The sequence below is a fragment of the Streptomyces sp. NPDC019531 genome, assembly GCF_044903305.1.
Classification (GTDB): Bacteria; Actinomycetota; Actinomycetes; order Streptomycetales; family Streptomycetaceae; genus Streptomyces.
On sequence record NZ_JBJDQL010000003.1, the window covers coordinates 139,202 to 164,341 of the forward strand.

Here is a 25,140-nt window from a genome sequence, read left to right on the forward strand (position 1 = left end):
ATCTTATTGCACCGAGAAGTCGGGCCGACCTAGGGTCGATCGCATGACAGCGATCCCCCTCGTCCTGGTCCACGGCCACCCCTTCGACCACACGATGTGGCACCCGCAGATCGAGACCTTCTCCGCCTCCCGCCAGGTGATCGCCCCCGACCTGCGCGGCTACGGCACCGCACCGCGGACGGCCCCCGTCACCGACTTCGGCCAGTTCGCCGAGGACATCGAGGCACTGCTGGACCAACGGGGCGTGGCGGACTGCGTACTGGCGGGCCTGTCCATGGGCGGCCAGATCGTCATGGACTGCTACCGGCGCTTCCCCGAACGCGTCCGGGGCCTGGTCCTCGCCGACACCTTCCCGGCCGCCGAGACACCCGAGGGCGTGAAGGTCCGGCACACCATGGCGGACCGCCTGCTGCGCGAGGGCATGCGCGGATACGCCGACGAGGTGCTGGAGAAGATGGTCGCGCCCTACGCCTCCGCCGAGGTCAAGGCGCACGTCCACCGCATGATGACGGCCACCCGCCCGGAGTCCGCCGCGGCCGCCCTGCGCGCCCGCGCCGCCCGCCCCGACTACCGCGAACTGCTCACCCGCGTCTCGGTCCCGGCGCTGGTCCTCGTGGGCGCCGACGACACCTACACGCCGGTCGCCGACGCGGAGGCGATGCACGCGGCCCTCCCTGAGTCACAGCTGCATGTGTTCGCCGGGGCGGCGCACCTGCCGAACCTCGAACGGGCCGCGGAGTTCAACGCCGCGCTCGGGGAGTTCCTGGCGAAGGCCGACGCCCGCTCGTAGGCTCGGGACGGTGACCCACCGGCTCCTCGGCATCTGGACCGCTGCCCTGCTCCTCGCCTCCGTGAGCGCGGTCGTCGGCTGCAGGCTCGCCGACACCGACGGCATCACCCCCGTCCCCCAGCTTCTCGCCTTCCTCCCCTGGCTGCTGGCACCCGCCGGACTCGGCCTCACCCTCGCGCTGCTCACCCGCTGGTGGCCCGGCACGGTGTGGGCGGCCGTCGTCCTCGGACTGCTGGCCTGGTTCCTCACGCCCTACGGCACGGGCGCCGAACCGGACGGCCGAGTTCTCGCCTCCTTCCGCGTCCTCACCTCGAACGTCGAGTTCGGACGGGCCGCCGACGCCCTCGTCGCCGCCGTCCGCGAGCAGAAGCCGGATCTCGTGTTCGTGCAGGAGTGCGAGTACGGCTGCTCGGCGACCCTGCGCGAGTCGCTGTCCGGGGACTATCCGTACCGGCAGCCCGTGGAGGGAAGCGGCTCGAAGGGGTCCGTCGTCCTCAGCCGCTTCCCCCTGAAGCCCGCCGCCGGAATCCCGGGCAGCACCATGGGCATGCCCGGGGCCGTCGCCGACGTGCACGGTCACGCCGTACGGCTGCAGCTCGCGCACCCGATGCCCCCGCTGCCGTGCCAACTCTCCTTGTGGCGAGGAGAGCTGGGCAAGCTGCGAGACTTCGCGGCCGCTGCGGGGCAGACCCCCACCGTGCTCGCCGGCGACTTCAACGCCTCCCAGGACCACGCGGCCTTCCGCGCGATCCTCGACACCGGCATGCGCGACGCGGCCCGCCTCACCGGCTCCGGCCGCACACCGACCTGGCCGGCCCGCACCGCCCCTGCGTTCGGCGCGCAGATCGACCATGTGCTGGTGTCACCGGACTTCTCAGCGAGCGACGCCCACTTCCTGGACCTGCCGGACACCGACCACCGGGCCCTGCTCGTCGACATCACGCTGCATGGGGCCGGCGGGGCGCAGACGGCGTTTCGGAGCCGCTGAGGCAAGAGGTGGCGACCGCGAGAACGATCACTGGATCCGCTCAGGGGCGCGGGGAACTGCGCGACCAGCCCCCACGCACCCGCAGCCGCCTACGAACCGATGTCCCCACCATCCCTGCGCCAAACAGCCACCACAGCAGGCCGCACGATCTTCCCCGCCCCATCCGGCCACGTGCTCGCCGGCTTCTCCACCGTCGCCCCGGTGATCTCACCGGGGTGCTGCACAGCGACCAGCACGCGCCGGTCCTGCACCAGCGGTCCACAGGTCTCCGCCCCCGTCGGCACGGTGAGGAACTGCTTCAGCTCCCCCCGCCGCTCCCCCTTCGTCGCCACGCCGAACAGCCCGTCGTGCGAACCGAGCTGGTTGCCGTCGGTGGAGATCCACAGGTTTCCGTGCGGATCGAAGGCCACGTTGTCAGGGCAGGAGATCGGCGAGACCTCGTCCTTCGGGAAACCCGCGAAGTAGGTGGCGGGATCCTCCGGGTCACCGGCGACGAGGAACAGCGTCCAGGCGAACCTCGTGCTGTCGGCCCGGTTCCACCGCTCGGTGAGCTCAAGGATGTGCCCGTGCTTGTTGGCGCCTCGCGGGTTGGCCTCGTCGGCGGGGGCGTTGGCGCCGACACCACGGTTGGTGTTGTTCGTCAGAGCGACGTACACCTTGCCGGAGTGCGGGTTGGGCTCGATGTCCTCGGGCCGGTCCATCTTGGTGGCGCCGACCTTGTCCCCGGCGAGCCGGGTGAAGACGAACACCTCGTCGGCGGACATGCCCTCGACGTGCGACACGGCCCCCTTCGCGGTGGCGGTCGCCAGCGGGATCCACTCACCGCTGCCGTCGAACTCCCCGTCGGCGGGCAGCTTCCCGGTCCCATCGATCTCGATGGCGGGGGAGTCACCGGTGAGCCGGGCGACGTACAAGGTCCCCTCATCGAGCAGTGAGAGATTGTGCTCCCGCACGCTCCGGCTGCTCCCGTGCTTCATCCGCTTGCTGCCGACGAACTTGTAGAAGTAGTCGAACCGCTCGTCGTCCCCGGAGTACACGACCGGCCGCCCGTCGTGGGTGAGCCGCACGGTCGCCCCTTCGTGCTTGAACCGGCCGAGCGCGGTGTGCTTGCGGGGCGCGGAGGAGGGGTCGTACGGGTCGAGCTCGACGACGTACCCGAAGCGATGGACCTCGTTCGGCTCCTGCGCGACGTCGAACCGCTTGTCGAACCGCTCCCATTTGCGCTCGCTGGCGCCCGTCCCGATCCCGTACCGCTTGTCCGTCTCCCGACCTGCGTTGGCGAAGTACTGGTTGAAGTTCTCCTCGCCGTGGAGGGTGGTCCCCCACGGGGTCGTCCCGCCGGAGCAGTTGTTGAGGGTGCCGAGCACCTTGCGGCCCGTCGGGTCGGCGGAGGTCTTCAGCAGCTCGGACCCGGCGGCGGGGCCGGTCACCCGGAACTCGGTGGTGGCGGTGACACGCCGGTTGAGGTGGTGCCGGGGTACGAGGGTGAGCGCGCCGTTCTTCTTGCTCTCCTCCACCACGACGACACCGAGACCGTGGGCGGCCCAGGCGATCTCGACCTGCTCGCGGGTGGGGTTGGCGGCGTCGTACCCACGGAACATGAGCACTTCGTCGGTGTACTCGTGATTGGCGACGAGCACCTGTCGGCCGTGCTCGCCGGGCAACGGCAGCAGCGAGAGGAAGTCGTTGTTGTACCCGAACTGGCCGGCCTGGGCCGCGGCGGTCTGCTTCTCCGGGTCGAAGGCGGGAGCACCGCGCAGGATGGGCTCGCCCCAGCGGACGACGACGTTCTGGGAGTAGCCGGCCGGGATGGTCACGGTGTCGGCGGTGTTGGGCGCGACGGGCGTGAACCGGAGCCCGCGGGCCCCCTTGCCCTTGGAGGCGCCCTTCCGGGACGCGGCCTCGGCGTCCGGAGCAGCGGTGACGACCGTCCCCGCGGCAGCCGCCACGGTCACCACGGCGGCGGCCCGCATCATCGAACGGCGGCTGAGCGCGGTGGCGATGACATCGCCGACGTACGGGTTGGAGGAGGTGTTGGGCGCCGGGTGGAAACAGGCGTCACCACACCGGAAACGGCAGGTCAGGGCGGACCGCCCACCAGGATGCGACTCCGACTTCGTGATCAGCGGCAGCTGTATACGCACTTTTACTCTCCCCTTGCTTCCCCTTGAAGCTCGCGTGACGGACGGTAGGGGCGCGTCTGTGCGGGAGCGGGGCGAGGCGGTGAACTGCGGATGAACCCGGAGTGGACGTAGGGGAGTTGTGGGCGTCCGTGAGTGAAGTCCGGAAGTAGGTCTTGACGTGGAGTACGTCGGCCACCTGCCCCTGCCCAAGATCGCGATCCGGGGCCGCTAACCTTACGTGTCCGTCCTGGCCAGGGATTGACGGGCTTCAACTCATGCGAAGGGGTGCGCAAATGGGCATTCTCACTCTCCTGCGGAACGCGTTCGGCGGCCGATCACGCAAGGCCGCTGCCACTGAGGCAGAGGGTACGGTTCCTTCGCAGCAGGCGGCGGAACCCAAGCTCCCGTCCCCGGCGACGGAGCCCACACCTCCCTCCCCGGCGACGGCCACGGTCCCCGAGCCCCGCACCGCCACACTCTCCACGGACTCCGAGCACGAGCTGGTCTCGGCCGCCTTCGACAACGTGGAGGTCCCGAAGGAGGGGACACCGGACGAAGGGGCGCACGCGGAGACAGCGGCGTCTCAGGCGCCGGCCGGGGCAACAGCGCCCGAGGCGGGGCAGCCCACCGAGGAGGCGACGGCGCCGGCCGAGTCGCCGACCTCAGAGGATTCGGCGACGGAGCTTGGGTCGTCCGCCGGGGAGCCGGTCGCGGAGGAGCCTGCCGCTGAGGAGCCGGTCGCAGAGGAGCAGCCGGCCGAGGAGGCAGCCGCTACCGAGGAGCCCCTGGCGGAGAAGGAGCCCGAGGCCTCCGTCGAGGAACCGGTGGCCCAGGACGCGGTCGCTGACGAGACCGCCGCCGAAGAGCCGGCGCCCGAGAAGCCCGTCGCCGAGGAACCGGTGGCGGAGGACACGGCCGTAGCGGAGCCGGTGGCAGAAGCGCCGGCGCCCGCGGCTGCGGAGGAAGAGCAGCCGCAGGTCGCGGAGACCGCACCGGAACCGGCTGTCTCCGCGGAGCCGGAGCCGGAGCCCGGAGCCGAGTCCAAGCCGGTCGCCGAGACCGCCTCTGCCGCGGAGCCCGAGCCGATCACCGAGGCCACCGTCGCCGCGGCTCCCGAACCCGTCGTAGAGCCCGAGCCCGAGCCGGAGCCGGTCGCGGCCCCGTCGGCAGCGGACAACGCTCCGGCAGCCGACGACGAGACCGTCACGGACAGTACGGGTGGGAACAACGACTCCGTACCCGCCACCCTCCGCACCGCCTACACCGCCGCCGCCGCCACTCTCTCCGCCCACGGCCTCACCGGCACCACCGCCACCACCTACCTCGTCCTGGACCGCTCCGCGAGCATGCGCGCGTACTACAAGGACGGCTCCGCCCAGGCCCTCGGTGAGCAGACCCTTGCTCTCGCCGCCCATCTGGACCCGGCCGCCAAGGTCCACGTCGTCTTCTTCTCCACCGAACTCGACGGCACCGGCGAGCTCACCCTCACCGAGCACGAGAACAAGATCGACGAGCTGCACGCCGGCCTCGGCCGCATGGGCCGTACCAGCTACCACGCGGCCGTCGAGGAAGTCCTGACCCACCACACCAAGAACTCCCCCGACACTCCCGCCCTGGTCGTCTTCCAGACCGACGGTGCCCCGGACGCCAAGACCCCCGCCACCCAGGCCCTCACGGAGGCGGCGAAGACCCACCCCACCGTCTTCTTCTCGTTCGTCGCCTTCGGTGACCCGGAGAACAAGGCCTTCGACTACCTCCGCAAGCTCAAGCACCCCAACACCTCCCACTTCCTCGCCGGCGAGACCCCGAAGGAACTCACCGACGCGGAGATCTACGAGGGCATCCTGGGGAACTGGCGCCCGTAGCCGGCAGGACGAAGTTCAACGACGGGGCCCGGAAAACCACCGGGCCCCGTCCGCGTAGTGGCTCAGGGCTGGGGCTCGGCCAGCCAGGCGGTCGACTGGCCCGTGCGACCGGCGATCGTCTCGAAGTCCCGGTCGTGGTGGAGCAGGGTCAGACCCGACAGCTCGGCCGTGGCGGCGAGGAGCAGGTCGGCCGGTCCGGCCGAGCGGTGTTCGCCGTTGTCGGTGAGGAGCTGTTGAACCTCGCGGGCGCGCTGGTAGATGCCGTCGGGCATGAGGGTCCGGCTGAACAGTTGCCGCAGTTCCGCCTGAATGCCCTCGCGGTCCGCTCGTCCGCGCGCGGAGAAGAGGATCTCCAGCTCGGTCAGATCACAGAGCGCGACCAGCCCGTTGTCGAGCACCTGCCCCCACTGCTCGTCGTACGCGTCGCTGGTGAGCAGGCGCACGGCGGCCGAGGTGTCGACGAGATACGGGACGTCACTCATCGGCGGTAGTTCCTCTTGTCCAGGAGGATGTCGAAGTCGCCGCGCGCCCCCCTCTCGCGGAGCTTGGCCAGCGCTATGGCCCGGCTGCGCCGCCTGGCGACCTCCAGCAGCGCGGTGTTGACGGTGTCCTTCTTGGTCTTCGTGCCGAGCAGGAGCTGGGCTTCCGCCAGAGCCTCGTCGTCGACCTCGATGAGCAGCTTCGACATGAAGGACCTCCATATATAGATGAGCCGAGCCCGGAATATATTAGAGGTCCTCTCAATCGTCCCGGTCGACTACGATTCCAGAGTTCGTACGACGGCCCGGCCAAGCAGCCGGTCGGCATCCGTCACCCCACGCAGCGACCTGGGAGCATCCCCCGATGGCTCGACACCTCATCACCAGCGCCCTTCCGTACATCAACGGGATCAAGCACCTGGGCAACATGGTGGGGTCCATGCTCCCGGCGGACGTCTACTCCCGTTACCTGCGCCAGCGTGGTCACGAGGTTCTCTACATCTGCGCGACGGACGAGCACGGCACCCCGGCGGAGCTGGCCGCGAAGGAGCAGGGGCTCCCGGTCGACGAGTTCTGCGCGCAGGCCCATGACGCCCAGAAGGCGGTCTACGACGGCTTCGCGCTGGCCTTCGACTACTTCGGCCGCAGCTCCAGCGAGCAGAACGTCGAGATCACCCAGCACTTCGCCCGCCGCCTCAACGAGAACGGGTTCATCGAAGAGCGCGCCATCCGCCAGGTGTACAGCCCCGCCGACGGGCGCTTCCTCCCGGACCGCTATGTCGAGGGCACCTGCCCCCACTGCGGCTACGACAAGGCCCGCGGCGACCAGTGCGAGAACTGCACGCGTGTCCTGGACCCCACGGATCTCATCGATCCGCGCTCGGCGATCTCCGGCTCCACGGACCTGGAGGTCCGTGAGACCAAGCACCTCTTCCTCCTCCAGTCGAAGCTGCAGCACGAGGTCGAGGAGTGGGTCTCCCGGCATGAGGCCGACTGGCCGCAGCTGGCCTCCTCGATCGCCCGCAAGTGGCTGAATGAGGGTCTGCACGACCGTGCGATCACCCGTGACCTGGACTGGGGTGTCCCGGTCCCGTCCGACACCTGGCCGGAGCTGGCCGCGGAGGGCAAGGTCTTCTACGTCTGGTTCGACGCCCCGATCGAGTACATCGGAGCGACGAAGGAGTGGGCAGACGCTGCGCGAGACACAGACCCGGAGAACCGGGACTGGAAGTCGTGGTGGTACGACGTCGACACCGACGTCCGGTACACCGAGTTCATGGCGAAGGACAACGTCCCGTTCCACACGGTGATGTTCCCGGCGACCGAGCTCGGTGTGCGCGAGCCGTGGAAGAAGGTCGACTACGTCAAGGCCTTCAACTGGCTGACGTACTACGGCGGGAAGTTCTCCACGTCCCAGCGGCGGGGGGTCTTCACCGACCAGGCCCTGGACATCCTGCCGGCGGACTACTGGCGCTACTTCCTCATCGCGAACGCGCCCGAGTCGGACGACTCGTCCTTCACGTGGGAGCACTTCACGGCGACGGTGAACAAGGACCTGGCGGACACCCTCGGCAACTTCGTCAACCGTGTCCTGTCGTTCTCGAAGAAGCGCTTCGGCGACGAGGTCCCGGCGGGCGGCGAGCCCGGCGAGGCCGAGGCGAAGCTGGGCGAGGAGATCGCCCGTCTGCTCGCCGAGTACGAGTCCCAGATGGAGGCGCTCCAGTTCCGCAAGGCCGCGGCGGCCCTGCGCGCGCTGTGGTCGGCCGGCAACTCCTACCTGGAGGAGAAGGCTCCCTGGCTGGAGATCAAGACCGACAAGGACGGCGCGGCCCTGACGCTCCGCACCGCGATGAACCTGATCCACCTCTACGCGGTGGTCTCGGAACCCTTCATCCCGGCGACCTCGGCCGCCATGCGCCAGGCCTTCGCCCTGAAGGACGACACCGCGGCCTGGGTCACGCCGGAGGCGGCCCGCACCCTCACCGCCGTCCCCACCGGCACCCCCTTCACGGTCCCCCCGGTCCTCTTCGCCAAGCTGACCGACGACGACCTGGAGACGTACAAGGAGCGCTTCGGCGGCTCCCCGGAGTAGTACGACTGCCCGGAGCGGTCCGGATATGGACCCGGGCATCGCCGTGTCCGCGCCAAGCCGTAAGGTTTGCGCCATGGCCGTGCCCGGTGTCATTCCTGTCGCCTACGAGCCGAGGCACCGCACCGAGACGATCGGGCGGTATGCGGAGGGTCAGTTCCTGGCGTCGATCACGTACGCCTTCCCCGAGGGGTTCCACCTTGAGGAAGGCTGGGAAGAGCAGAAACGCCTCTACGCGGTTCTGCATACCTTCGACGCGGAGGGCAATTACCGCGACTCGGATATCTGGTGTGCCGGGACGTGGGCGGAGCAGAAGCGCGACCCGGAGGGTGACGCCTCCCCCCTGACCCGCGCCCAGGTCCACCGCGCGACACTGCTGCGCAGCCTGCCCCGCCGCTCCTACACGGACATCGCGATCCGTCCCTTCCAGGTGACCCACGAGGGCGTCCTCTTCGGGCTGGTGGTCCGCGAGGACGAGGGCGAGCAGTGGGCGGAGCTCTACCCGGACCGTCTCGCCTTCGCGGAACCGTGGGACGGGACCTACGACACCTGAGCCGGGTGGGCTAGGAGAGCACTCCGGCGCCCGTCGTCGTGGCCAGGGACGTCGGCAGGTTCTTCACCGCGGAGGCCGAGGACTCCAGGCCCGTCGTGAGGGTCGGGGTCCAGTTCACCGTGGTCTTCAGGTCCTTCGAGGACGCGGCGTTGTAGGCGGCGACCAGGTCCGTCGCCGTGCCGTTGACCAGGTTGCCGGAGCCGGCGATCGCGCCCGTGCCGTCGCCACTCAGGATCTTGGAGACCTTGATCGTGGACGGGACCTTCCAGTAGTTGTCCGCGGCGACGACCTGGGCCTTGGCGCGGGAGTTGATGCTGTACTGCAGGGCGTAGCCGTTCAGGGTCGTGACGTCGTAGTAGTTGTTGTAGATGTGGATCTGGCCCACCCGGGACAGGGGCGCCCGCTGGACGATGCCCTTCCACACGTTGTGGTGGATGGAGACGCGCAGCTTGCCGCTGGGCTCGCTGTCGCTGCTGCCGATCAGCATCGTCTTGTCGTGGTTGGTGAACTGGTTGCGGGAGACGGTCACCAGGTCCGAGCTCTTGGTGATGTCCAGCGCCCCGTCGTGGACCTGGTACTCGCGGCCGTAGTACTCCGGGTTCGCGGAGTCCAGGTGCGGCGCGTCCGTGAAGGTGTTGTGGTCCGCCCAGACGTGGGTGGCGCCGCGCAGGGTCACGGAGTCGTACTCGGAGTTCCAGTTGCCGTCGTCGCCGTCGGTCGGGTCCCACTGCGGGAAGCAGTCCTCGGTGTCGGCGAAGGAGAGGTTGCGGACGATGACGTTGTCCACGTTCTGGATCTGGAGCATGCCGCCGGAGATCCCGGCCTTCGTGCCCGGCACGCCCACGACCGTGGTGTTCGCGGGCACCTTGAAGACGATGTTCTTCGCCTGCTTGCTCTGCGCGGCGGCGCGCGCCGTCTCCTGGGTGCCCGAGGGCAGCTTGGAGGTGCCGTAGGTGGCGGGGTCGAACGCCTTCAGGTACGAGGAGAGCGAGTAGCCCGTCCCGGACGCGTAGTCGGCGCAGCTCAGCTTCTTGCCCGCGTCGTCCGTGTTGGCGTCGATCGTGCCCTTGACCTTGATGATGCGCGGGGTGGTGTCGGTGGCCGACCCCAGCGCCTTCACGAGCTGTGCCCGCGTGGAGACGGTGAAGGTGTGCGCCGCGTCGGCCTTCGTGCCGCCGGTCGTGCCCGTGCCGGAGGACGCCCAGCCGTCCTTCGCGGCGAGCGTCTGGTGGTACAGGTCCACGGTTCCGGCGTTCGCGTTCATCACGACGACACCGGCACCGACGCCGGCGGCCACCACGGCGGCGGAGACGACCAGGGCGCGGCGGGTGCGGAGGGACCGGCGGTGGGAGGGGGAAGCCACAGAGAAGTCCTTACGGAGTTGTACGACGTGAGCGGGGCGTGAAGCCCTCGTGAGGAGCCTTACGTCCCCTCAGTTGCCGCTGGTCTCCGTGGGGTTGCCGTGATCCACGGTTGGGTTTCTACTGTCGTCGTCCCGGACCGCCCCCGAACCCACCGCCCTCCGGCGCCTCGCCCGCCGTGACCGTCGCGATCACCTCGGCCTTGGCGCTCCCCGACCCCAGCTCCCCCTTCTCCGCCAGACCCCCCGTACTCGTTCCCGAGACACCGCCACCGGCGTACACCTTGTACTCCTCGCCGCTCTCGATGCCCTCGCCCGAGTAGACGATGTTCTGGATGGCCTTCGAGGTGACGTACGACGCCACGACCGTGCCGTCGGAGTCGACGATGTGGAGGGTCGTGCCGGCCTCGACGGAGGAGTCGAGGGTGGCGGAGAGCCAGCCCTGCCCGGACTCGGAGTCCGGTGCCACGACCATGCCCGCGCTGCCCGAGGCCAGCAACTCGCCGCCGCTCACCGTGAAGCTGCCGTTGACGTCGAGGGCCCCGTTGCCTCCCTGCTGGGGGCCGTTGACGACGAGGGTGCCGCCGGTGATCTCGGCGGTGCCGTTGGAGTCGAAGCCGTCGCCCTCGGCGTTCACGACGAGCGTGCCGCCGGTGATCGTCGCCGTGTAGTCGCCGGTGCCCTCACCGCCACCGGGTCCGCCGCCGAAGCCACCGCCCTGGTCGTCCGAGGAAGCCTCGCTGCCGGACGCGTTGACCCCGTCGTCGTTCGACGTGACCTTCGACGTGCCGCCGCGGACCAGGATGTCCTTGCCCTCCAGGCCCTCGTTGGACTTCGTGATCTCCAACTCGCCCTTGCTGATGACGAGTTCGCCCTCCGCGTGCACCCCGTCGTCACCGGCGGCCAGCGTGACCTTCGCGCCGTTGAAGTGGACGGCCGCGTCACTGTGGACGGCGTCCGCGGAGGAGTCGACGGTGATCGCTCCCGCTTCCAGTACGGCGATCACACCCGCCTTGAGGCCGTGCGCCGAGGACGAGGCCGAGTCGCTGGTGACGTCCAGGGAACCCCCGGTCACCACCAGGTCCGTGGCCGCGTCGACCCCGTCGCCCGCGCTCCGCGCCTTCACCGCCCCACCGCTGACCATGATGTAACCGGCCTTGGTGTCCTCGGAGTTGTCGGACTTCAGTCCGTCCCCGCCCGCTTTGACGGTGACTGTTCCGCCTCGGACGACCAGGTAGTCCTTGCCCCGGATCCCGTCGTCCTCGGCCTCCACGGTGACCGTCCCTGAGGCGATCACCAGGCCGTCCGAGCTCGCGATGCCGTCGTTTCCGTCGCCGTGCACGGTGAGCGACCCCTTGCCGGTGACCGTCAGGTCTCCGGCGCTGTCGAGCACCGCGTCCTCGTCGTGCGAGCCGGTGAGGGTGTTCTCGCTGCCGTCGGCGAGGACGACCGTCAGTTCGTCCACCTCACTCGCCTCGATCGCCGGGCCGGTGGACGAGGTGATGTCCACGCCGTCGAGGACCAACGTCACCTTCCCTTCGGGGACGTTGACGACGACCTGCCCGTCGGTGAGCTTTCCGCTGAGCCGGTAGGTCCCTTCCGAGGTGACGGTCACCGGGTCGCCGTCGAGCGCGAGGTCCTCGGCGTCGGCCACGGAGGCGTCCACCGCATGGGCCTCCTCGTCGGCGCCGAGGACGGCGGCCGCACTCTGGGCGCCCCCCACCGCCGTAGGGGAGGACGAACTCTCCGCGGCGGAGCCGCCGTCGGAGGACGACGTGCAGCCGGCCAGTGCCGCCGCGGCCAGCGCGCCGACGGCCTTCATACGAACCGTTCTCATACCGGGCTCCCGTCGAGGGCGGTGGGGAAGTGGCGCCGCAGGACCGGCAGCCAGCGGTGGGCGGGCAGTTCGGGGCGGAGTGCGGCGAGTCCGGTGCCGTACTTCGAGACCGGGCACGGCCGGTGCTTCAGCGACCACAGCAGCCGGTCCGCGTCGCACCCCGCCCGGCCCGCCTTGGTCTCGACGACCGCGCGGTCCGGAGCGCGCAGGACGGCGGTGCCGTCGGGCAGGCTCCAGATGAGCCCGGTGTCGACGGTCAGCCGGCTGAGGGTGGCGGGGAGGAGGAGGGTGGTGCGGCGGTACGTCGTCGTCAGTGTCGGCACGAAACGGAAGCCGGTGGCGTCGACACCGGCCCCGGCGAGCACGGCGTCGACGAACACCCGGGCATCCTCGTCGAGTCGGCCCAGGTCACCGCCGTAGGGCATGCGGTGCTTGACCGTCGTACCGCGCGGCCCCCGCGTCTTGACCTCGACGAAGTGTTCGCCGGAGTCGAGATAGGTGCGGATGCGGAGCTTGAAGCGTCTGCGGCGGCGCCGGGCGGCTCCCAGGTAGCCGTCGAGGCCGGGGGTGTCGAAGTACAGGGAGCGGTACCCGAACTGCCGCTCGCCGCCGATCTCCAGAACCCGTACGTCTTCGTCGAGACCGCCGAACACCAGGGGGAGGTCGACGACCGGGAGCACGTACTTGCGGTCGAAGCGGGTCAACAGCCCCGCGCGGGCCACGAGTTCGCCGAGACCGACGGAGGGGAGCGTGCCGAGGGAGTCGAGGGCGGTCATACGCGCACCTCCTGTTCCACCGGCACACCGACCGGGACCACGTACCGGACCTCGACAAGCGTGGTGTCGTTGACGAGGTCGATGTGCTGGACCGAGAGGTTCACCACCCGTCCGCCGAGCAGGGCTTCGAGGTGGGCGCGGAGCGCGGACTCGTCGGTGTGGGCCGAGTCGAGGCGCAGGACGCGCTGCCGGTGCCGGGGGAAGAGACGGGGGTGGTCGCCGACATAGAGGGCGGCCAGTACCAGCGCGGTCAGGCTCACGGTGAGGACGCTCACGGCCTCCGGGAGCCCGTTGAGCAGGCCGATGGCGAGGGCGGAGAAGTAGTAGGCGATCTCGTGCTGGGCGATCTCGTACGACCGCAGCCGGATGATCGACAGGACCCCGAACAGGCCCATTCCCAGGCCGATCCCGACCGATGCGGAGCTCAGCGTCATCGCCACGGCCAGCACGCCGACGTTCACCCCGAGGAAGGCCGTGACCAGGTCCCGGCGGTGGTGGCGCGGGAAGTAGACGGCGAAGGCGAGGACGCAGATGGCGCCGAGGTCGCAGGCGACGAGTACCAGCTGATGTGCGGCCGTTGAGGTCATGGACCGACAGTCGGACCCTTTCCTGTGAGGCCGCTTTCAGTTCTCTTAAACGAGTTTGAGAAGTAAAGAGAGGGCCTCAGAGAAGTGAACTGGAGGCAAAGGTCCACCTGTTCGCCCTGCCGGTTCAGAAGATGCCGTCGAAGGGACCGGGCCCGTGGTGGTGGAACCCGTCGAACAGCGCGTCGGCGAGCAGCATGCCGCCCGCGCCCGCCGCCCCGGCCACCAGCGCCGTCTTCCACCACGGCTGGCTGTACCAGCCGCCCGGGACCCGCCGGCCGCCGACGACCCCGCCGGGGTAGTAGTACGGCGTCGCGCCGCCCGGACGGTCGGAGACGGCGTAGGTCCGGTCGTCGACGGTGACCCGGCCGTCCCGGGCGGTGACCGTGACCGTGCCGAGGTCCGGCAGGACGGGGCCGGGGTCGAGGCCGAGGGCGGTGCGGGCACCGCGGACGTAGTGGAGCCCCTCGACGGCGGTCTGCGTCACCATCGCGTACTGCGCGGGCGTACCGGCGGCGACGAGCTGCCCCTGAGCGGCCCGGTACCGCTCGTTCGCGTCGGCCAGCGCCTGGACGGCGGCCTTGTCGCCGCCCGCGTCCAGCGTGGACAGACTCCCGCCGAGCCGCTCGACCCAGCGCTCGGCCTCGGCGCGGGCGTCGAAGTCATCGGCGGGCGCGAGCGGGACGACCCCCGCCCCGCCGGCCGCACGCCGCTGCGCGGCCACCGCGGCGGCCGCCCCGGCAATCAGCACCAGCGCGAGCAACACCATGAACCCCATCGCTTCCTCCAGCGTGTCAGCAGGTCAACGCGACCTCATGTCCCCTATGACACGCCTCGCCGCTATGCGGAGGCACCGAGGAACCTGTGCGGCCCCCATGGGATTTCCATGGGGGCGATCACACAGGTTTTTTACCTGCCTATAAGGTTTGCTGACTCATACGGAAGGACCCTCAGTTGGGCAGACACGCCCCGAGACGGGCAGCGCGCTCCGCTCTCGTCTCCGCACTGGCCGTCACCGTCGCGGCCGGCTCGATCACCCTGTTCTCCGGCATGGAGGACAGCGGCGCGCAGGCGGCCACCACCGCCGCGGCCGCCACCGCCGAGATCGTCCTGGACGATCCCCGCAGCACCACCCCCCGCACCGAACGCCTGCTCGCCGCGGGCGCGACCGGCTACCTGCACCGGCAGTCGGGGGTCGCGGGCCTGCTGTGGACGGACTACGACGACGGCACCACCGTCCCCGTCGAGGGCACCTCCGGCGTCTACCAGCCGACCACCACCAGCTGCTACGACATCTCCGCGCGCTGCGCCTCGGGCGTGTTCGGGCAGGCCGCCGACACCGTGGCCCTGCCCCACCGCACCTACGGCGACCCGGTGTCGCTGTGGAGCCCGGGCGGCGGCGCCCTGAGGACCGTGGACCTCAGTCAGTCGGCCGACCGCGTGGGCACGTACGGCGAGACGACGGTCACCGTCGAGTGGAACGGTGTCGTCGACGGCCAGGAACTGGACGGCTATGTGCTCCACCTCGTCGACCTGGTCGACGGCGGGCAGCGCGACCGCGTGGTCGACGGCTACCCGGCCGACGGGACCTGGGAGTGGAACACCGCGCGCACCGGCGACGCGACGGGCTCCCTGCTGACCTACCCCGACCGTGACGCGAACGGCGACTTCACGACGTACACCGTCGCCTACCTCGACTTCGCCACCGCCCGGCTGACCCCGGTCTTCACCGGACTGCCCAAGGAGACGGTGCCGGAGCTCGTGCTCACCGACGACCGCGTCGGCTGGTACACCGAGGCCTCCGGACTGCACCTGAAGCCCCGCACCGACCTCACCGCCGCGGAGACCACCCCGGTGACCGGCGAGGACCTGCCCGGCACCCCGGTCCCCGTTCTGGTCGGCGACTGGCTGGTCCTCGCGACCAACGGCGGCGCGGTCCGGGCCGTCTCACTGGCCGACGGCACCACGAAGACCCTGCTGACCTGGTCGTACGGCACTCCCCTGGCCGCCCCCGACGGGACCGCGCTGGTCACCGGCGGCACCGGCGCCGCCGACTGGTGGGTCCAGCGGGTCGTCCCGGGCGCGGACGGCGTCCCAGGGCTGGAGCGGGTCTCCAAGGTGGCCCCGCTGGAGAACGTCAAGACGGGCATCGCCCTGAGCCGGGGCAGCCTGCGGGTGGCGGAGGACAGCTCCACGAGCATCATGGACACCACCTCGGTCCGCGCCCTCACCACGAACGGCAGCACCGAGCTGACCGCCTCCGCGGCCACGGAGGGCGACTCGGTCTCGGCCGTGTGCCCCTACCAGGGCACCACGTGTTCCGCCCTGTGGGGCAACAGCCCCGAGGACGTCCATCTCCAGACGTTCGACGACGTCGACGAGGGCGGCACCGGTCTGTCGAACGCCGACCGGCTGGTCTCCCTCCACGACGGATGGTCCAACTACTCGCTGGCCTACGGCACCAAGGACGGCGCGATCGTCGACGTCTCCGACGACTACGCGGTGTACGACTCCGGTGGTACGACGCCGACGCAGTACGTCGGTGAGTTCGGCTACGGCGAGCAGCTGAAGCGGTCGGTCCGCGCGGCCGCTCTGGGCGGCTCCGTGCTGTGGAGCGCCACCACCACCTCCGGCCGCCTGACCTCGTACAGCCTGACCGCGAAGAAGACCCTCGCCACGGTCGACGTCCCGAACCTGGGCTGTGTGCCGAGCGAACTCCAGGCGGCGGGCCGCTGGGTGTACTGGTCCTGCGCCGGCGGCTCGGCGGGCGTCTACGACACCAAGGCCGCCAAGTCCGTCGCCGTGACCCCGGGTGACGTCCTGCTCGGCGACGGCTTCACGGTCCGCCACGACCACGAGGCCGACCAGTTGGTCCTGACGGACGTGACGACGGGCGCCACGCGCGTGGTCGCCTCCGGCCTCCCCGACTCCGGGCTCGCCGTGGACCGTCGTTTCCGGTGGACGGTCGACGAGTACACCGGTCTGGTCGGCTGGTTCGACAAGTTCGAGCAGACGCATGTGGCCACGACGGGTGTCACCCCGTCCGCGGTGACGGCGTTCCGCACGGAGGCAGAGGGCTACGTGGAGCCCGGCTCCACGCCGGCCTGGACCGGCCAGTGGACGCTGTCCCGTCCGATCACCTCCTGGTCCCTGACCTTCACGTCGGTGCAGAGCGGCGCGACCGGCAGGGCCACCCGCACGATCACCGGCGGCGCCGCATCGGCGGAGGTGACGGCGAACTGGAACGGCAAGACGTCGAGCGGGGTCCCCTTCCCCAACGGCGATTTCACATGGACGCTGAAGGCGACCGGGCTGGCCACGGCCGCCCCGGTCACGGTGACCAGCGGCGAGGGCTATCTTTCGCGTGGCTCGGCGGTGCGCCACGACTTCGTCAGCCCCGACGGCCCGGACGGCCGCGGTGACCTGCTCACCCTCAACTCCTCCGGCGGGCTGACCTTCCAGGGCGGCACCGGCACGGGCAGGTTCGGCGAGAAGGTCAGCGCCGGCGGCTGGCCCACCACCATCAGGGCGATCCCCTTCGGCGACCTGAGCGGCGACCGCTGCAACGACGTCCTCGTACGGCTGAGCAGCGGCGCCCTGCGCCTGTACAAGCCGGGCTGCGGGGCGCCGGTCAAGCCGTCGACGTCGTACACCTCACTCGGCACCAGCGGCTGGAACCAGTACGACGTCCTGACCTCGCCGGGGGATGTGACCGGCGACGGCCGCCCCGACCTGATCGCACGGGCTGCCTCGACCGGCACGGTCTACCTCTACAAGGGCACCAGCACCGGCAAGCTCTCCGCGCGCGTGAAGCTCTACGACAACTGGAAGGGCTACAAGAAGATCGTCGGCGTCGGCGACCTCAACGGCGACGGCATCGGCGATCTCCTCGGCCAGGACAGGACGAACACCCTCTACCGCTACGACGGCACCGGCACGGGCACTTTCAAGGCCCGTGTGAAGCTCTTCACCAACTGGGGCGGGTCCTACGACGTCGTCGTCGGCGTCGGTGACATCACCGACGACGGCAGGGCGGACCTCGTCTCCCGCGACACCGGCGGCACGCTGTGGCGCAACAACGGCGACGGCAAGGGATCGTTCGGGGCACGGGCGAAGATCTCGACCGGCTGGCAGGGCTACAAGTTCCTTTCCTAGACAGGGGATGCGCGAAAGGGCGCCCGGGACTTCACGGTCCCGGGCGCCTTTTCGTGCGCGGATCAGATCGACGTGCCGTCGTTCGTCGTGTCCGGGTCCACGCCGACCGTGATCGACCCTCGGACGCCCTTGCCGATGTCGTCCTTGCGATACCTCAGCCGGAGCAGGCCGCCCGTGACCCCACTCTGGTCGTAGATCGTGTCCTCGGTGAGCGTGGTGCGCTCGGCCTCGTTGGACACGTACGGCTCCTGCTCCGCCGAGGCCAGGACCGACTCCTCGTCGAAGAAGAACTGGCCGGTGTGGCAGGTGTGCCCGCCCTCGTAACCGGCGTCGGTCCACTCACCGTCCACATGCACCTTGGTGTGAACATGGACGCAACGGCCCCGATACCAGCCCGGGAAGACGGTCCGGAAGACGACGTGACCATGCTGGTCGGTGCGCCAGGTGCCGCGCAGATAGCGGGTGTCGTCGGTGGGTTCCTGATGACCGCCGCCCGGGGGAGGGCCGGTGGGGACGTCGGTCGGGGCCGCCGTAGGTGTCTCGGTGGGCGTGGCGGTGGGGGTGTCCGTGGGCGGTGGTCCCGTGGGCGCCGGTCCTCCGCCGCCGTTGCCCTGGGCCTCGTACCCGGAGTACACACCCACCGCGTCGCAGTGCCAGATGTCCACGGCCGCGTCCCGGATCGGCCTGCACGTCTCGGAGTCGATCACCCTGATGTCGAGGAGCAGTGGGATGCCCTCCCGGTCCTCGGTGACGTTCCGGCGGAGCTTGTCCGCGTCGATGTAGTACGGCCCCTCGACGGTCTCCGAGGTGAGCCGGTAGCAGACCTCGGTCTCCGCGGTCTCCTCACCCGCGGCGGCGTTGACGGCGAAGACCCCGCCCACCCCCACCGCGGTCACGGTCACACCGCCGGCCGCCAGGACCGTGCGACGCCTCAACCGCCCTGTCTCTTCCGTTTCTTGGTTTCCCGTCATGGCCAGGGAACGTAGAGCCCGGAATCCTGGCAGGAACATCGGAAAGACCTGTGAATAGCGAAGTGGCCCGGAACCGACGTCGGTTCCGAGCCACTGACAGCCTGGCCTACTTGGGCTGCGGCTTGCGCACCGACAGGTGCAGCTCCCTCAGCCGCGTCTCCTCCAGCTCCGTCGGCGCGCCCATCATCAGGTCCTGGGCGTTGCCGTTGAGCGGGAAGGAGATCGTCTCGCGGATGTTCGGCTCGTCGGCCAGCAGCATCACGATGCGGTCGACACCGGGGGCGATGCCACCGTGCGGCGGGGCGCCGAAGCGGAACGCGCGCAGCATGCCGGCGAACTTCTCCTCGACGGTCTCACGGTCATAGCCCGCGATCTCGAACGCCTTGAGCATGATGTCCGGCTCGTGGTTCCGGATCGCGCCGGAGGAGAGCTCGACGCCGTTGCAGACGATGTCGTACTGCCAGCCCAGGATGTCCAGCGGGTCCTGGGTCTCCAGGGCCTCAAGACCGCCCTGCGGCATGGAGAACGGGTTGTGCGAGAAGTCGATCGCGCCGGTCTCCTCGTCCTTCTCGTACATCGGGAAGTCGACGATCCAGCAGAACCGGAAGACGCCCTCCTCGAAGTGCCCGGCGCGCTTGGCGGCCTCGACGCGGACCGCGCCCATGATCTTCGAGACCTCGTCGAACTCGCCCGCGCCGAAGAACACGGCGTGACCGGCGGCCAGCGACAGCCGCTTGGTCAGCTCGGCGACGTTCTCCTCGGTGAGGAACTTCGCGATCGGGCCGGACAGCGAACCGTCCTCGGCCACCCGCACCCAGGCCAGACCCTTGGCGCCCTGCGAGACCGCGAAGTCACCGAGCTGGTCGAAGAACTTCCGCGGCTGCGCGGAGACATCCGGCACCGCCAGCGCCCGCACGTGCTTGCCGGCGAACGCCTTGAACTCCGAGCTCTCGAAGACGTCGGTGATGTCGACGAGCTCCAGCTGGGCCCTGAGGTCCGGCTTGTCGGAGCCGTACTTCAGCATCGCCTCGCGGAACGGGATCCGCGGGAACGGAGACGTCACATGACGGCCGTTGCCGAACTCCTCGAACAGCTCCGTCATGAGCTTCTCGATCGGCTGGAAGACGTCCTCCTGCTCGACGAAGCTCATCTCCACATCGAGCTGGTAGAACTCGCCCGGCGAACGGTCCGCGCGCGCGTCCTCGTCACGGAAACAGGGCGCGATCTGGAAGTAGCGGTCGAAGCCGGAGATCATCAGCAGCTGCTTGAACTGCTGCGGCGCCTGCGGGAGGGCGTAGAACTTGCCCGGGTTCAGGCGGGAGGGGACCACGAAGTCGCGGGCGCCCTCGGGGGAGGTCGCCGACAGGATCGGCGTGGCCATCTCGTTGAAGCCGAGCGCCGTCATCTTGTGACGAATGGCGCTGATCACGGCCGTACGCAGCATGATGTTCCGGTGCATGCGCTCGCGGCGCAGGTCGAGGAAGCGGTACTCCAGGCGCCGCTCCTCGTTGACCCCGTCCTCGGTGTTGATCGTGAACGGCAGCGGGGCGGCCGCGCCGAGCAGCTCGACCTCGCCTACCTCGACCTCGACCTCACCGGTCGGCAGGTCCGGGTTGATGTTCTCGGTGCCGCGGGAGACGACCTTGCCGTCGACACGGACCGTGGACTCCTTGGTCAGCTTGTCGAGGGCCTCGTAGGAGGGCGTGCCGGGACGGGCGACCAGCTGAGTGATGCCGTAGTGGTCGCGCAGATCGATGAAGAGGATGCCGCCCAGGTCGCGCCGATTGTGCAGCCAGCCACTCAGTCGGACGTCGGTACCGACGTCAGAGGAGCGGAGCTCGCCGCAGGTGTGGGACCTGTACCGATGCATCGTCGTTCATCCAGCCTTCGCGGATCGGGGTCTGTTTCACGTGAAACTCCCCCAAGGGTACCGGGCAGCCCAAGATCGCCTTCCCTCATTAAAGGGCCGGTGATCAGTGCTGCTCCGCATCAAAGGTCGGTGTTCGGTGGCATTCGACGATCGTCTCTCCATAAAGTGGGGCAATGCGCACTGGCGAGCCCCTGCCCCCAGTGGAGGACGTCCTCGCCTCCCTCTCGACCGGACTGTGGCACTGGGACACCGCTGCCGGACTGGTCACCGTCGACGCCGAGACCGCCCGGCTGCTCGGGCTGCCGCCCGAGCCGGCCACCCTCACCCAGGCCCGGGCCCGCTCCCTCTTCCACCCCGTCGACTGGAACGAGAACACAAGCATCACCCAGCTCGCCGCCACCGAGGGCACGCTCGGCGAGGTGCGCCTGCGGATCATGGACGAGCAGGGCGGCATCGTCCGTACCGTACGCAGCCGCTTCAGACCGATGTACGACCGCGAAGAACGCGTGTACCGGGTGACGGGCACCCTCCAGGAGGTTTCCGAACCGACCCCGGGCACCCCCGCCGGACGCACCGCCGTCACCGGCGACTGGCGACGCTCCCGCGAGGCCTTCCTCCTGGACGCGGGCCGCGCACTGGCGGAGGCCCGCTCGACGGCCGAGGTGCTGCGGGTCACGGCCAACCTGTCGATGCCCGGTTTCAGCCCCGACGGCCTGGCCGTCTTCGGCGTCGAGGGCGACCGTCTGACGATCATCGGCCACCACGGCCAGCAGCCCGGCGACGAGGGCCCCTTCTCCCACATGTCCCTGGAGACCGGCTATCCGGCCGCCGAGGTCGTACGCAGCGGCCGGGCCGTCTATCTCTCCAGCCCCGAGGCCTACCGCGACCGCTACCCGGCCACCTGGCCGCTCGCCCAGCCCTTCGACCGCCAGTCCTGGGCGTTCCTGCCCCTGACGGTGGCCGGCCGCACGATGGGCGCGTGGATGGCGGGCTTCGCCTACCCGGTGGCCTTCACCCCCGACGAACGCTCGGTCCTCACGACGGTGGCGCGCATGCTGGCCCAGGCGCTCTCCCGCGCGGGCCTGGCCGAGTCGGAGCGCGAGCTGACCGACGGCCTCCAGCGCTCGATGCTCCCCACCCTCGGCCCCGAGATACCGGGCATGACCGTCGCCGCCCGCTACGTCCCCACCGGCGGCGGCCTCCAGGTAGGCGGCGACTGGTACGACATGATCCCGCTGCCCGGCGGCACCTCCCGCACCGAGGCCGGGGGAGGCCGCTTCGCCCTCGTCATCGGGGACGTCCAGGGCCATGACGTACGGGCGGCCGGACTGATGGGCCAGCTCCGTATCGCCCTGCGCGCCTACGCCTCCGAGGGCCACCGCCCCGACGCCGTCCTCTCGCGCGCCTCACGCTTCCTGAACGGCATGACGTACGGCGACGACCCCTCCGACACCCGCTTCGCGACCTGCCTGTACGTCGAGGCCGATCCGGTGACCGGCGTCCTGGAGGTGGCCCGGGCCGGGCATCCCGACCCGGCGACCCGCAAGGCCGACGGCACCGTCCTGGCCCGCCGCACGGCCGGCGGGCTCCCGCTGGGCATCGACCCGGACGCCGACTACCCCACGACCCGGATCGTCCTGGAGCCCGGCGAGACGCTGATGCTCTGCACCGACGGCCTGATCGAGACCGGCGGCCACGACTTCGAGACCGGCTGGAAACGCATCCGCACCATCCTGGAGACCCACGACGGCGACCTGGAGGAACTCGCCGACGCCCTGGTCCAGGCCGTCCACGGCCCCTCCTCCCACCACACCACCGGCACCCTCGCCGACCGCCGCGAGGACGACATCGCGGTCCTGCTGCTGTCCCGGCAGGGGGAGAGCCACGGCTCCGGCGACACCCTCACCACACGGCCTCCGCCGGTCCGCCGCACCATGCTCTCGGTGGCCCAGGCGGAACCCGAACGGGTCGGGGTGGCCCGCCAGCAGCTGCGCGAGCTGCTGCACGACTGGCCGTCCGCCGACCAGGTCGACTCGGCCGTACTCCTGCTCTCCGAGATGCTGACGAACGTCCTGGTCCACACCGACGCGAACGCTCTGCTGCTCGCGGAGGTCCGCGGCGAGGTGGGCGAACGCCGGATGCGGGTCGAGGTCACCGACACCAGCGACGACCTCCCGCACAAGCGCCGCCCCGGCGAACTGGCCTCCTCCGGCCGCGGCCTGATGCTGATCGAACTCCTCGCCGACCTGTGGGGCGTCGATCCCCGAGGCGAGGGCAAGAGCATCTGGTTCGAACTCTACGAATCCCCCGGCGAGACCTCGGAGTAACGCTCCCGCAGCTCGTGCACGACACCGAAGGCAGCGGCGGTGAGCGGTACGGCGAGCAGCATTCCGAGGACTCCCGCCACCGACGCCCCGGCGGTGATGGCGAGCATGACCACAGCCGGATGCATCTGCACGGTCCGGCTCTGGATCATGGGCTGCAGCACATGCCCTTCCAGCACCTGCACGGCGAGCACCACCCCCAGCACCCACAGCGCGATCACGAACCCCCGGTCGGCGAACGCGACGAGCACGGCGACGGCACCGGAGACGAAGGCGCCGAGGTAGGGCACGAAGGCCCCGACGAACACGAGCGCCCCAAGCCCCACGGCCCCCGGAACGCCGAGGACGAGCAGCCCGACGGTGATACAGAAGGCATCGATGAGCGCGATGAGCGTGGTCCCCCGCATGAACCCTTCGACACCCTCGTACGCCCTGCGCGCCATGGCCTCGACGAGGTCACCGGAAGAGCCGGGAGCGAGGGAGCGCAGAGTGTCGGCGGCGAGGTGGGAGTCCCTGAGGAAGAAGAACACGAGCAGCAGCGCGAGCACGGCCATGGCGATGCTCTCCCCGACGACACTCACCCCACTGATGACTCCCGAGGCCGCGGTCCCCCCGAACTTGGACAGCAACTCCCTCGTATGGGAGGCGACGTCGTCGAGCGAGGTCCCGGCGGCGCCGAAGTGATCGGCCACCCCCTGAGCGGCGTCCTTGAGCGAGTCGAGGATCTGATCCCCGGTGTCGATGAGCGCGGCGACGACGATGTAAACGGCCCCACCGACAACCCCGATCACCGCCACACAGGTGAGCCCGGCGGCAACCGACCGACGCACCCCGACCCTCACGAGCCGCCGATGAAGCGGCCCCAGCAACGCGGTCCCGAGCAACGCGAGCAGCACGGGCACGACGGCGGTCCTGAACTCCGCACACAGCTTGATCCCGACGTAGCCGACCCCGGCAACGAGAAGGACCACCACACACCAGGCGGCCAGGCGGCGGACGGGGTCGGGGAGCAGTGGTTGAGACTCGGACACACCTCATCTGACCATGTGTCAGGTCTGGTATCGCGTGGGAACGTCCGAACGAGTAGTCCGACCACCAAGAACGCGCGCTCGCAGAACGCATGAGGGTGCTGGATGACCGTATTGCAGAACTGGGGACGAGCCAGCAGGCAGAACTCCCCCCGCGCCTTCTTCCGACTCTTCCTGGACCGCGTGGAGGTGCGTAAGGCCTACCGCTACGCGGGCCAGAGCGTGCGCACCGAGTCACGCGTCAGCATCACTTGGGCAGGCGGCATCAACCTCGACGTACTGCCCTAGCAACAACTGAGGACATTGCTTGAAGCCGCAGACGCAACCTGCGGCTTCAAGTCTCGCCAGACCCGGCGGAGCGAGGCTCCCTTACAGGCCGCCCTCCGACATTCCATGAACCGCCGGGATGGTCCCCAGCCGGCCCTTCTGGAAGTCGTCGAACGCCTGCTGGAGTTCCTCACGGGTGTTCATCACGAACGGGCCGTAGTGCGCCATCGGCTCACGGATCGGCTGCCCGCCGAGGAGCACGACCTGCAGGTCCGGCGCGTTGGAGTCCTGCTTCTCGTCCGCGCGGACCGTCAGCGAGCCGCCATCGCCGAAGACGGCCGTCTGGCCCAGGTGGATGGGACGCCGGTCGCTGCCGACCGAGCCGCGCCCGGCCAGGACGTAGGCCAGCGCGTTGAAGTCCTCGCGCCACGGCAGCGTGATCTCCGCGCCCGGAGCCAGCGTCGCGTGGATCATCGTGATCGGAGTGTGGGTCATGCCGGGACCGGCGTGGCCGTCCAACTCACCGGCGATCACCCGCAGCAGCGCACCACCGTCCGGCGAGGTCAGAAGCTGGACCTGGCCACCACGGATGTCCTGGTAGCGCGGGTCCTTCATCTTGTCCTTGGCCGGCAGGTTCACCCACAGCTGGAGGCCGTGGAAGAGACCGCCGGACTTCACGAGCGACTCAGGCGGGGTCTCGATGTGCAGCAGGCCGGAGCCCGCCGTCATCCACTGGGTGTCCCCGTTCGTGATGGTGCCGCCACCGCCGTTGGAGTCCTGGTGGATGAACGTGCCGTCAATGATGTACGTGACGGTCTCGAAGCCACGGTGAGGATGCCAGGGGGTCCCCTTCGGGGCGCCCGCCGGATAGTCGACCTCCCCCATCTGATCCATCATGATGAACGGATCCAGATGCCGGTAATGGATCCCGGCGAACGCCCGGCGTACCGGGAATCCCTCCCCCTCGAAGCCACTCGGCGCGGTCGTCACGCCGAGGACGGGACGGGCCACCGCATCTGCCGTCGCGGCCACGCGAGGCAGGGTCAGCGGGTTGTCGACGGTCACTGCAGGCATGTCGGTA

20 protein-coding genes are annotated in these 25,140 nt (G+C 69.9%); 8 read left to right on the forward strand and 12 right to left on the reverse strand.

Annotated features, from left to right (window positions below):
* The first annotated feature begins 43 nt into the window (after window positions 1–43).
* Both ACI2L1_RS04950 and ACI2L1_RS04955 read left to right on the forward strand, forming a co-directional pair.
* A complete protein-coding gene (locus tag ACI2L1_RS04950; RefSeq protein ID WP_404737896.1) occupies window positions 44–790 on the forward strand; it encodes an alpha/beta fold hydrolase in 747 nt (248 codons plus the stop codon).
* A gap of 10 nt (window positions 791–800) precedes the next feature.
* On the forward strand, window positions 801–1,778 hold the full coding sequence (locus ACI2L1_RS04955) for an endonuclease/exonuclease/phosphatase family protein (RefSeq protein ID WP_404737897.1): 978 nt from the start codon (window positions 801–803) through the stop codon (window positions 1,776–1,778).
* 89 nt (window positions 1,779–1,867) lie between these two features.
* On the opposite strand, the gene ACI2L1_RS04960 is transcribed toward ACI2L1_RS04955, so the two are convergent.
* Entirely contained in the window at window positions 1,868–3,922 is a 2,055-nt protein-coding gene (locus ACI2L1_RS04960; RefSeq protein WP_404737898.1) for a PhoX family protein, read from the reverse strand.
* Between the two features lie 272 nt (window positions 3,923–4,194).
* Here ACI2L1_RS04960 and ACI2L1_RS04965 point away from each other — a divergent pair, with 272 nt between their 5' ends.
* On the forward strand, window positions 4,195–5,766 hold the full coding sequence (locus ACI2L1_RS04965; protein WP_404737899.1) for a VWA domain-containing protein: 1,572 nt from the start codon (window positions 4,195–4,197) through the stop codon (window positions 5,764–5,766).
* A gap of 62 nt (window positions 5,767–5,828) precedes the next feature.
* On the opposite strand, the gene ACI2L1_RS04970 is transcribed toward ACI2L1_RS04965, so the two are convergent.
* On the reverse strand, window positions 5,829–6,248 hold the full coding sequence (locus ACI2L1_RS04970; protein ID WP_404737900.1) for a PIN domain nuclease: 420 nt from the start codon (window positions 6,246–6,248) through the stop codon (window positions 5,829–5,831).
* Window positions 6,245–6,454: a type II toxin-antitoxin system VapB family antitoxin gene (locus tag ACI2L1_RS04975; protein ID WP_404737901.1), complete on the reverse strand. Its 210-nt coding sequence runs from the start codon at window positions 6,452–6,454 to the stop codon at window positions 6,245–6,247. The genes ACI2L1_RS04970 and ACI2L1_RS04975 overlap by 4 nt, the downstream gene beginning before the upstream one ends.
* Before the next feature lie 155 nt (window positions 6,455–6,609).
* Here ACI2L1_RS04975 and metG point away from each other — a divergent pair, with 155 nt between their 5' ends.
* Window positions 6,610–8,337 carry a methionine--tRNA ligase gene (gene metG / locus ACI2L1_RS04980; RefSeq protein WP_404737902.1) on the forward strand — a complete coding sequence of 576 codons (1,728 nt, stop codon included), beginning with the start codon at window positions 6,610–6,612 and terminating at the stop codon, window positions 8,335–8,337.
* A gap of 73 nt (window positions 8,338–8,410) precedes the next feature.
* Entirely contained in the window at window positions 8,411–8,887 is a 477-nt protein-coding gene (locus ACI2L1_RS04985) for a hypothetical protein (RefSeq protein WP_404737903.1), read from the forward strand.
* A gap of 10 nt (window positions 8,888–8,897) precedes the next feature.
* On the opposite strand, the gene ACI2L1_RS04990 is transcribed toward ACI2L1_RS04985, so the two are convergent.
* From ACI2L1_RS04990 to ACI2L1_RS05010, 5 genes are all read right to left on the reverse strand, one after another.
* Window positions 8,898–10,250, reverse strand: coding sequence for a polysaccharide lyase family 1 protein (locus ACI2L1_RS04990; protein ID WP_404737904.1), 1,353 nt, complete (start codon window positions 10,248–10,250; stop codon window positions 8,898–8,900).
* A 118-nt stretch (window positions 10,251–10,368) separates the two neighbouring features.
* Window positions 10,369–12,084 (reverse strand): carbohydrate-binding domain-containing protein, encoded by a 1,716-nt coding sequence (locus tag ACI2L1_RS04995; protein WP_404737905.1) that lies wholly within the window; start codon window positions 12,082–12,084, stop codon window positions 10,369–10,371.
* A complete protein-coding gene (locus ACI2L1_RS05000; RefSeq protein ID WP_404737906.1) occupies window positions 12,081–12,860 on the reverse strand; it encodes a VTC domain-containing protein in 780 nt (259 codons plus the stop codon). Before ACI2L1_RS05000 ends, ACI2L1_RS04995 begins: the two co-directional genes overlap by 4 nt.
* The gene (locus ACI2L1_RS05005) at window positions 12,857–13,447 is read right to left on the reverse strand and encodes a DUF4956 domain-containing protein (RefSeq protein WP_404737907.1); all 591 of its coding nucleotides are present in this window, start codon (window positions 13,445–13,447) and stop codon (window positions 12,857–12,859) included. The genes ACI2L1_RS05000 and ACI2L1_RS05005 overlap by 4 nt, the downstream gene beginning before the upstream one ends.
* Before the next feature lie 124 nt (window positions 13,448–13,571).
* Complete coding sequence (locus tag ACI2L1_RS05010) at window positions 13,572–14,222, reverse strand: hypothetical protein (RefSeq protein ID WP_404737908.1); 651 nt, start codon at window positions 14,220–14,222, stop codon at window positions 13,572–13,574.
* Between the two features lie 176 nt (window positions 14,223–14,398).
* On the opposite strand from ACI2L1_RS05010, the gene ACI2L1_RS05015 reads away from it, so the two are divergent.
* Window positions 14,399–17,599: an FG-GAP repeat domain-containing protein gene (locus ACI2L1_RS05015; RefSeq protein ID WP_404737909.1), complete on the forward strand. Its 3,201-nt coding sequence runs from the start codon at window positions 14,399–14,401 to the stop codon at window positions 17,597–17,599.
* 62 nt (window positions 17,600–17,661) lie between these two features.
* Here the strand turns inward: ACI2L1_RS05015 and ACI2L1_RS05020 are convergent, their stop codons facing one another.
* A complete protein-coding gene (locus ACI2L1_RS05020) occupies window positions 17,662–18,570 on the reverse strand; it encodes an intradiol ring-cleavage dioxygenase (RefSeq protein WP_404737910.1) in 909 nt (302 codons plus the stop codon).
* Window positions 18,571–18,676: 106 nt separating this feature from the next.
* A complete protein-coding gene (aspS, locus tag ACI2L1_RS05025) occupies window positions 18,677–20,440 on the reverse strand; it encodes an aspartate--tRNA ligase (RefSeq protein ID WP_404737911.1) in 1,764 nt (587 codons plus the stop codon).
* Between the two features lie 173 nt (window positions 20,441–20,613).
* Here aspS and ACI2L1_RS05030 point away from each other — a divergent pair, with 173 nt between their 5' ends.
* Window positions 20,614–22,767, forward strand: coding sequence for a SpoIIE family protein phosphatase (locus tag ACI2L1_RS05030; RefSeq protein WP_404737912.1), 2,154 nt, complete (start codon window positions 20,614–20,616; stop codon window positions 22,765–22,767).
* Here the strand turns inward: ACI2L1_RS05030 and ACI2L1_RS05035 are convergent.
* Entirely contained in the window at window positions 22,737–23,795 is a 1,059-nt protein-coding gene (locus tag ACI2L1_RS05035; protein ID WP_404737913.1) for an AI-2E family transporter, read from the reverse strand. The genes ACI2L1_RS05030 and ACI2L1_RS05035 overlap by 31 nt on opposite strands.
* A 102-nt stretch (window positions 23,796–23,897) precedes the next feature.
* Here ACI2L1_RS05035 and ACI2L1_RS05040 point away from each other — a divergent pair, with 102 nt between their 5' ends.
* Complete coding sequence (locus tag ACI2L1_RS05040; protein WP_404737914.1) at window positions 23,898–24,080, forward strand: hypothetical protein; 183 nt, start codon at window positions 23,898–23,900, stop codon at window positions 24,078–24,080.
* Between the two features lie 81 nt (window positions 24,081–24,161).
* Here ACI2L1_RS05040 and ACI2L1_RS05045 read toward each other — a convergent pair whose 3' ends face one another.
* Window positions 24,162–25,133 carry a pirin family protein gene (locus ACI2L1_RS05045; protein ID WP_404737915.1) on the reverse strand — a complete coding sequence of 324 codons (972 nt, stop codon included), beginning with the start codon at window positions 25,131–25,133 and terminating at the stop codon, window positions 24,162–24,164.
* Between the last annotated feature and the right edge of the window lie 7 nt (window positions 25,134–25,140).

Coding starts and splice junctions, on each gene's coding strand:
- ACI2L1_RS04950 (WP_404737896.1), top strand. CDS start 44: ATGACAGCGATCCCCCTCGTCCTGGTCCACGGCCACCCCTTCGACCAC.
- ACI2L1_RS04965 (WP_404737899.1), top strand. CDS start 4,195: ATGGGCATTCTCACTCTCCTGCGGAACGCGTTCGGCGGCCGATCACGC.
- ACI2L1_RS04970 (WP_404737900.1), bottom strand. CDS start 6,248: ATGAGTGACGTCCCGTATCTCGTCGACACCTCGGCCGCCGTGCGCCTG.
- ACI2L1_RS04975 (WP_404737901.1), bottom strand. CDS start 6,454: ATGTCGAAGCTGCTCATCGAGGTCGACGACGAGGCTCTGGCGGAAGCC.
- metG (WP_404737902.1), top strand. CDS start 6,610: ATGGCTCGACACCTCATCACCAGCGCCCTTCCGTACATCAACGGGATC.
- ACI2L1_RS04985 (WP_404737903.1), top strand. CDS start 8,411: ATGGCCGTGCCCGGTGTCATTCCTGTCGCCTACGAGCCGAGGCACCGC.
- ACI2L1_RS04995 (WP_404737905.1), bottom strand. CDS start 12,084: ATGAGAACGGTTCGTATGAAGGCCGTCGGCGCGCTGGCCGCGGCGGCA.
- ACI2L1_RS05000 (WP_404737906.1), bottom strand. CDS start 12,860: ATGACCGCCCTCGACTCCCTCGGCACGCTCCCCTCCGTCGGTCTCGGC.
- ACI2L1_RS05005 (WP_404737907.1), bottom strand. CDS start 13,447: ATGACCTCAACGGCCGCACATCAGCTGGTACTCGTCGCCTGCGACCTC.
- ACI2L1_RS05010 (WP_404737908.1), bottom strand. CDS start 14,222: ATGGGGTTCATGGTGTTGCTCGCGCTGGTGCTGATTGCCGGGGCGGCC.
- ACI2L1_RS05020 (WP_404737910.1), bottom strand. CDS start 18,570: ATGACGGGAAACCAAGAAACGGAAGAGACAGGGCGGTTGAGGCGTCGC.
- aspS (WP_404737911.1), bottom strand. CDS start 20,440: ATGCATCGGTACAGGTCCCACACCTGCGGCGAGCTCCGCTCCTCTGAC.
- ACI2L1_RS05030 (WP_404737912.1), top strand. CDS start 20,614: ATGCGCACTGGCGAGCCCCTGCCCCCAGTGGAGGACGTCCTCGCCTCC.
- ACI2L1_RS05040 (WP_404737914.1), top strand. CDS start 23,898: ATGACCGTATTGCAGAACTGGGGACGAGCCAGCAGGCAGAACTCCCCC.
- ACI2L1_RS05045 (WP_404737915.1), bottom strand. CDS start 25,133: ATGCCTGCAGTGACCGTCGACAACCCGCTGACCCTGCCTCGCGTGGCC.